The organism is Alteromonas lipotrueae (genome assembly GCF_019249255.1).
GTDB lineage: Bacteria > Pseudomonadota > Gammaproteobacteria > Enterobacterales > Alteromonadaceae > Alteromonas > Alteromonas lipotrueae.
In genome coordinates, this window is record NZ_JAESDJ010000022.1 from 43,546 (window position 1) to 51,425 (window position 7,880).

8 protein-coding genes are annotated in these 7,880 nt (G+C 42.9%); 4 read left to right on the top strand and 4 right to left on the bottom strand.

The window, feature by feature from the left end:
• Positions 1-158 precede the first annotated feature (158 nt).
• On the top strand, positions 159-1,016 hold the full coding sequence (locus KYS23_RS19410) for a PA4780 family RIO1-like protein kinase (RefSeq protein ID WP_159532552.1): 858 nt from the start codon (positions 159-161) through the stop codon (positions 1,014-1,016).
• Between the two features lie 160 nt (positions 1,017-1,176).
• A complete protein-coding gene (locus KYS23_RS19415) occupies positions 1,177-1,794 on the top strand; it encodes an outer membrane beta-barrel protein (RefSeq protein WP_218419855.1) in 618 nt (205 codons plus the stop codon).
• A 78-nt stretch (positions 1,795-1,872) separates the two neighbouring features.
• On the opposite strand, the gene KYS23_RS19420 is transcribed toward KYS23_RS19415, so the two are convergent.
• The 4 genes from KYS23_RS19420 to KYS23_RS19435 form a co-directional block, all read right to left on the bottom strand.
• Positions 1,873-3,045, bottom strand: a complete 1,173-nt coding sequence (locus KYS23_RS19420) for a PQQ-dependent sugar dehydrogenase (RefSeq protein WP_218419857.1) — start codon at positions 3,043-3,045, stop codon at positions 1,873-1,875.
• Positions 3,046-3,203: 158 nt separating this feature from the next.
• A complete protein-coding gene (locus KYS23_RS19425) occupies positions 3,204-4,193 on the bottom strand; it encodes a GlxA family transcriptional regulator (protein WP_159532558.1) in 990 nt (329 codons plus the stop codon).
• Positions 4,193-5,089, bottom strand: coding sequence for an EamA family transporter (locus KYS23_RS19430; protein ID WP_159532560.1), 897 nt, complete (start codon positions 5,087-5,089; stop codon positions 4,193-4,195). Before KYS23_RS19430 ends, KYS23_RS19425 begins: the two co-directional genes overlap by 1 nt.
• Positions 5,090-5,119: 30 nt before the next feature.
• Complete coding sequence (locus KYS23_RS19435) at positions 5,120-5,428, bottom strand: DUF1272 domain-containing protein (RefSeq protein WP_159532562.1); 309 nt, start codon at positions 5,426-5,428, stop codon at positions 5,120-5,122.
• Between the two features lie 230 nt (positions 5,429-5,658).
• Here KYS23_RS19435 and KYS23_RS19440 point away from each other — a divergent pair, with 230 nt between their 5' ends.
• A complete protein-coding gene (locus tag KYS23_RS19440; protein WP_218419864.1) occupies positions 5,659-6,594 on the top strand; it encodes a hypothetical protein in 936 nt (311 codons plus the stop codon).
• A 332-nt stretch (positions 6,595-6,926) separates the two neighbouring features.
• Positions 6,927-7,880, top strand: a 954-nt coding sequence (locus tag KYS23_RS19445) for a DEAD/DEAH box helicase (protein WP_218419881.1), incomplete at its 3' end; no start/stop codon positions are given.

Consider the following 7,880-nt stretch of genomic DNA (forward strand, 5'->3'; position numbering starts at 1 on the left):
CATACGGTTATTAGCCTTTAACAGATCGGCTAGAAAAAAGTGCCGCTAGTTCACTGCTCTTAATTTTCAACACTGGTATACTAGTTAAGCAAATTAAATAAACACAGAGCACCTTTATCAACAATGACTAAAACCCAACACCATTTAGCAGGCAATGAGTGAAGATACCTAAACGCCTACAACCCCTCGTCGATGATGGTTTAATTGATGAAGTACTAAGCCGCTTAATGAGCGGGAAAGAAGCCGATGTTTTTGTGGTTCGCTGTGGTGAACATGTTCGTTGCGCAAAGGTTTATAAAGATGCGGTTAAACGTAGCTTTAAAAAAGCGGCGCAATATCAAGAAGGTCGAAAAGTGCGAGGCGGTCGACAAGCACGTGCTATGGGCAAACGTTCTAGCTACGGACGCCAAATAGAAGAAGAGATTTGGCAAACCGCAGAGGTTGACGCCCTATCTCGCTTAAACGAAGCTGGCGTGCGTGTACCAGATACATACTGCTGTATAGACGGCGTGCTGCTGATGGAGTTGGTGTCGGATGAACACGGCGATGTAGCCCCCCAATTAGGGCATGTTAGCTTCAGCAAAGAAGAAGCAATAGCCCAGCATAAACTCATGATGCACAATATTATGCTAATGCTTTGCACGGGCATTATTCACGGCGACTTGTCTGAGTTTAACGTTCTTGTTGATGACAAAGGCCCTGTGATTATCGATTTGCCACAAGCGGTGAATGCCTCAGCCAACAACAGTGCTGAAGCCATGTTTGCTCGCGACGTTAATAACATTCGCCGTTACTACGGCGAGTTTGCCCCTGAGCTATTGAATACTAACTACGCAAAAGAAATGTGGGCGCTGTTTGAAGAGGCTAACCTAACGCCTAATTCTGTCCTTACGGGTGAGTTTGAAGATAACAGTGAAAATGCTGATGTCGACGCAATTCTTGAAGAAATACAAGCAGCTGCAGACGAAGAGCAAGAACGGTTAGCGCGTATTAATTTTTCGGATGATGATAATTAAGGGGAGCAGAGTACTTAAAGTTATCGCGTTACCCGCCGTTGCTCAATGCTTATTTTAACCGCACGAAATTGAAATAGGATTAAATGCTAGACGCAAAATTTAGTAGGTGCTAAATTTACGCCGCATTCGCAAAGCAATGTGATTTTATAAGGACATTTAAATGGAATTAAGAAGTAAATTAACAGCATCTTTGGTCGCACTTATTACGGTTTCTTCGCCAGCTTTAGCTGATGACCATACTGCTAAAGGCCCGAAATGGGATCTTGCTGAACTCGGTTATGTGCAAACTGAAATCGACGACGATGACTTTTCTCCGTCAGGCTTCAACGCCTCATTCTCTAAAACGCTTGGTGAAGGTTTCTACCTCACTGGACGCTATCGTGATGTGAGCGAAGATGTAAATGTTTTTGGCCTAGACGTTGAAGTAGAGCTATCCCAACTGTCATTGGGTGGTGGGTATCGCTTTAATGTAACAGAAAGCACCGATGTATTTGCCCAAGTGACCTATGAAAACTTGGAGGTGGGCGCTTCAGCTCAAGGTAATTCGGAATCTGAAGATGACAATGGTTTTGGTGCCACTATCGGCGTACGCGCTATGGTGACAAACGCACTGGAGCTGGGTGCTCACATCGGTTACCTAGATATTGCCGAAGAGTCAGAAACGGCTTTGGGCGTATCTGCATACTATTACTTTACTGACAACATCGCGGTAGGTGCCACCTACGAAGCATGGGATGGTGTAGATTTTATAGGCCTGAATGCCCGTTACGCATTTTAACGGACTGGTAGGTAATCAAAGCCCGATTTACCCGGGCTTTTTTGTGCTCTTTCAATTTACCCTAATTAGTTTTACTTGCTAGGTATCGGGCTGAAGTTTTATTAAACGGCCGCCTTCTTTGTCTTCAAGTACATATATGTTGCCCTTGTTATCTTGTTCCACCTCACGAACCCGTTTACCCCATTCGTAACGTTCCGCCTCTTCCACATTCCACTTTTGACCGTCTCGACTGAAAGTAACCCGCACTAACGCTTCTGAAGACAACCCGCCTATGAAGCCATTCCCTTTCCAGTCTTTGTACATGTCACCCTTATAGATAATAAAACCCGCTGGGCTTATAGCAGGTACCCACGCATTTTCTGGAGCTTTATAAATCGGGTAATCTTCGTGATTCGGTATTTTTACACCGGAATAATGGTCGCCCTGCGAAACAACGGGGTAGCCGTAGTTGCGCGCTTTTTCAATAATATTAAGCTCATCACCATGACGGGGGCCCATTTCATGGGACCATAAATTCCCCTGTTCGTCGAAATCAATACCCAATGGGTTACGGTGCCCTAGCGTCCATATTTGCTCTGTCACGCTACCGTTGCCATAAAATGGATTATCCTGTGGCACGCTTCCATCTGCATTTAAGCGCAAAATTTTTCCCAAGTTCATCGCCATGTTTTGCGCTGGCGTAAATTTCTGCCTGTCTCCTGACGTAATAAACAAGTAGCCGTCCGGCGAAAACGCCATACGATGTGAATAGTGCCCGTTTCCGGTTACTTTCGGTGATTGATGCCAAATAAGTTCTCTGTCAGACAAGTTTGCGCCGCTATCAGAAATATTTAGCGTTGCCCGCTCAATCACAGCCCCACTGTAGGCATCGTCTTTAGGATCGCGCTCTATGTAGGAGATATAGATGGTGCTATTCGTTTTAAAATCAGGGTGAACAATTACATCACCTAAACCACCTTGCCCTCGCGCTTTAACGTTGGGAGTGCCGGTTACTGCAAAGCGTTTCTGTTGGTTTTTATCAAGTAACCATAGTGCGCCAGCCTTTTCTGTTACTAAACTATGCCCATCAGGTAAAAATGCCATTGCCCAAGGGTTTTCGAATGACGTTATGGCTTCTCCCACAAGCATAGTGCCCTTACTGCCTTTCAGCTCAACCTGAGTTGGAAAATCAGGCTGAGCCGACGCACCGAAGGAGGTTGCTAGAATGGTAAAAAGAAGAGTCAGCTTTTGTCGCGTGTTAGGTTTTCGCATGGTCGTTGTTAACCTTGTAAAAGGTTCGCGTAATACTCGTCACACCTAAATGTGGCACGCAAATGATGATTAATAACGATGTTTACGCGTGTTTATTGGGTACGGCTCACTTGCGCTAACATCAGCTAATTTTACCTTTTTCACAGCTCGTCATCACTCTACCGATAGGATGATGGCGGGCTATTGTGGTATCTAGCCCAAAGACGCCTAAACTGCCTTGGGTCTTCAAACCCACACCGCTGGGCGATTTCTTCTACCTGTAACGGCGAGTGCTGCAAGAGTTGCTGGGCTAAACTCAATCGCAATTTGTAAATATACTCTTTACTAGTAATGCCGGTGCTGTCTTTAAATAGGCGTGCAAAGTGGCGTTTACTGCAATGCCCTAAATCAGCCAGTTCTTCTACACTCCAATTTTTAGCGGGGTCTTGCTGAATCTTATCTTGAATTCTATGAATTCTTTGCTGTAAATGGTTTCTGTGCTCCAGATACGGTGACAAACTAGGATCTTGCATACCTCTGCGAATAAACAAAACCATTTGTCTGGCTATCTTTGCAGATACTTGGGGGCCAACGTGCTGCTGTACCAAGTGAAGCGCCAAATCAATTCCAGCTGATACGCCAGCACTCGTATACACATTGCCATCTTGCACAAACAATCGATTTTCAAGTACTTGTTTAGCGGTGAGTAAAGCAGATAACTCATTGCAATGCATAAAGTGTGTGGTGCATTTTTTATTATTCAGCAACCCGGCTTTCGCCAACACCAACGCACCCGCACAAACACTGATCACTTTGGCAAATTGATGTTGTGCTAACCACCCACACACCTTATGAAGCGAAGGCGTATCAAGCTTAATTTCATTACCCACCATGCCGGTTACTAATAGCCAAGCATTTGGTTCAACGGTAGTTGGCAGAGAGTCTACCGACAACTTCATACCAAGTGAGTTTTTAAGCGAAGTCTGCGGCCCAACAAAATACAGTTTAAAATGGTTTTTTCCGTAGCGATTTGCATAAGCAAAAACCTCTGCTGGCCCCACCACATCTAACATCAACAGCTCTGGTAGCAATACTATATAGATGGGTATTATTTCGGTGTCGGCCTTTGTATTAGCATTAGTTTCAAAAGTGGCAGCAGAATCGGTCATTATAAACTCACCGCCGCTGCTTTACGGCGAAAGCGCCCACCAAAGGTATTAAGTAGCAGGCCAAACAATACCAAAATAATACCCAACCACTGCATAGGCGTAATACTTTCACCAAGCATGAGCGCAGCAGAGCTTAGCCCTACAATAGGAACGCCTAATGACAAAGGGGCAATTTGGCCAGCCGGATAACGGGTCAATAGATAACTCCAAAGCCCATACCCCGTAATAGTGGCCCCAATCGCCAGATACAGTAAAGCACCAAACGACACCCAACTAAACCCACTTAAACTAGTAATAATTAGCTCTGGCCCTTCAATAAAATAACTGCCGATGAAAAATGGAATAGGCGGTACCCATGCACTCCATACCACTAAATTTACGTTCGAATTAAAGCCCCGATTGCTAATGCTTCTTGCGCTAATATTACCCAATGCCCAGCTTGCCGCACCCGCCATGGTTAAACCGAACCCAAGGGCTGTGATGCTATGTTCATCCTTACTTAGTGCGATAAAAGTTAAGCCAAACGCGGCAATAAAAAAGGCCCACACCTGATAATTTTTTATTGATTCTTTTAGAAAAAACATAGCAAAAATCATGGTAAACATCGCCTGTGCTTGCAGCGCAAGCGACGCTAACCCAGCGGGCATCCCATAGGCCATAGCTGAAAATAAAAATGCAAATTGCAGGAAACTAATGGGCACAGCATAGGCCACCCACCATATAAACGGGGTGTTCGGTCGTTTGAAAAATAACGCCCCCACCGATGCGACTAATAAAAAACGCAAGCCGCCCATTAATAAAGGAGGCATACCTTCTAACCCCCAAGCAATAGCAACAAAATTTACGCCCCATACCACCACAATAAATATAGCGATCAATAAATCCTTTCCTAACATACCCTACCCTTTTTCGCTGATATTAATTGATTAGCGTTGATGCGCCGGAATATGTTTCATTTTGTCTACAAATGTAGTGATTTCTTGCTCACTGAGTTGTCCGACGACCTTCTCGTTACTTGCACTATGATGCTGCAAACCCAAACCCGGACGATACGCTTTTACGGGGCGTATAGGCCTTCGTTGCAAGTCACCGCCGCAGTTAGGGCAAACTCCTTGCAAAATTCCTTTTAAACAATCTTCACAGAACGTACATTCGTAAGTGCAAATATAGGCATTTGCTGAGTTAGCAGGTAAAGATGCATTACAGCATTCGCAATTAGGTTTAAGTATTAACATAGAGATATGCACTGATGATTGTTCATTACGATACTATGCCTGTTTGCACATTGATGATAGGGCAAAAACTTATTCTTAGCGGGTCAAAAAGGCCATAAGTAGGGCTAAACTACTTTTAGGGAGAAGAGGCGCTGAGTTTCACCATTCTTAATGAACTTATAATTACAATTAATTTTAGATATAGTATTTAAAGTAGGTCATAAATCTTAAAATAATTATAGAGGGAACTTATGAGGGCTGTTTGGGATTGGCTGGTAACGCATCGCGCTATATCAGTTTTTATCGTACTGGTTATCTACGGGTTTGGACTATTGGTTATTGGAGCTTATAAGGGTATTTACCTCCAAGATATAACGTGGGTAGCAAAAGAAGTTCCCGTTAGTGACTCATATACCATTTCATTTTATGCTTCAGCAGCGCAAGATTTTTGGTTTTTCTTTTTTGTTGGTGCAATAGTCTCACTTCTATTTACTATTTCGCCCAAAGAAGAATGTATCGAAAACAAAATTAACTTTTTATTTAGAGATGTTCCCCACAATGGCTCTCTTATGGAGTTTCTAAAGGAAAAGTTTAACGAGAATTCTTGCAAATTGATTTCCGCAAAAAAGGAAATCTCTATATTAGAAGAAGACAGTGGTTTCTTGAACCTTTCAATCTATTCTAAATTCGAGATACTCAACATGCATCACTCTACTCCACTGAAAGACGAGTTTGGCATTTTAGAGGTCTACACAGATGATACCGTATTAAAAAGTCCTAACCACGAAAATTGGGGAAGAATAACTCGGTGTGAGTTAATCCGAAAAAATGGTAAATCGAACGTTGTAGAGACTGGCCGAATATTGAAAGGCTCAGAGCCTTATAAGAGGAAGTACGACATTGAACTTGCCCCAGGAGAGGTTGCTGAAATAATAATCAACTACGATTTATGGGTTGATAAAAAAGAGAGTTTCAAAATAACCCCCTCATTTTTCACAGATATTTATGACGTTTATGTATCTAGTCAGTTAAGTCGCCCTTTGTTAGTAGATTATAAAACGAGAACCGACACTCAGGTAGGGCCCGTATCTCAGGAACAGAAGACGGTACATCAAGAAATGGTGGAAATCGGCAGTTTCTCAAATTTGAGGGTTGATTTAGATTCAATACACTTAAAATTCAACTAACCCAATGAATTATATAATTATTTTTATTGGCTGCAATTACCAAAATAGTTTAAAATAATATAATAACTAAGGAGTTTAATATGACTGTTAATAGTGGATGCAAAGGATAGCATTGAAGTTAGGGTTCTAGCTTCGTGAAAAGGTAGTTTCCCCCCCTATCTAAGGCTTTACTGCTAATATCATCGGCGTTGTCCACCTATCAACGCCTGCTGTTTTTTCTGGTGATTGTTTCCTGATAAATTGGGTCAGTGTGCTTTATCGTAGACTGTGTACTCTGCCCCTATTATTCAAGTATTATGGCGCCAATGTTAATACCTCGCGGGCTTCCCTCTATGTCATTTTGCGCTTTAGGCTTATGTACCGAACTTGTAAACACCGTTGCTGAAAAAGGCTATATCACGCCTTCACCAATTCAACAGGAAGCTATTCCAGCAATATTGAGTAAGCAAGATCTTATCGCGATAGCACAGACAGGAACGGGGAAAACAGCGAGTTTTTCACTGCCTATTTTGCAGCTATTGGCAGATATGCCACGCCCAGAACCCAATTGTATAAGAGCCCTGATCATAGCTCCAACTCGAGAGCTTGCCGCACAGGTTGCCCAAAACGTAGAACAATATAGCCAGAATTTAAAAGTCCGCTCAACGGCCGTGTTTGGTGGCGTGCGGATTGAACCTCAAAAATATGCGTTAGCGCAAGGTGTTGATATTCTCATCGCAACGCCAGGGCGTTTGGTAGACTTATACGAGCAAGGTGCAATCAACTTCGATCTTCTTGAAATATTGGTGCTAGATGAAGCTGACCGCATGTTGGATTTAGGGTTTGTTGACCATATTCATCACATACAAAAGCTTCTGCCTGAAAAACGTCAAACCCTGCTATTTTCCGCCACATTTTCAAAAGAAATTAAAACATTAGCAAACACGATGCTGAGCAACCCTATGACTATTGAGTTAGCAAAGGCCAATGATCATATCGAGAAAATCACGCAAGTATTACATCCGGTAGACAAAGAGCGAAAAAACGAGCTTCTCATTCACCTTATTGAAAACAATGACTGGTCTCAAATATTGGTATTTACGCGCACTAAACGAGGCGCAGATGGCTTGAGGAATGAACTCGAAGCGAAAGGTATTGTTGCCGAGTCTATTCATGCAAACAGAACGCAACAAGCACGCACATTGGCGTTAAATGGTTTTAGAAGCGGCACTATTAAAGTACTTATTGGAACAGACCTAGCCGCTAGAGGCATTGATATTCAGCAATTGCCATGCGTGATTAATATT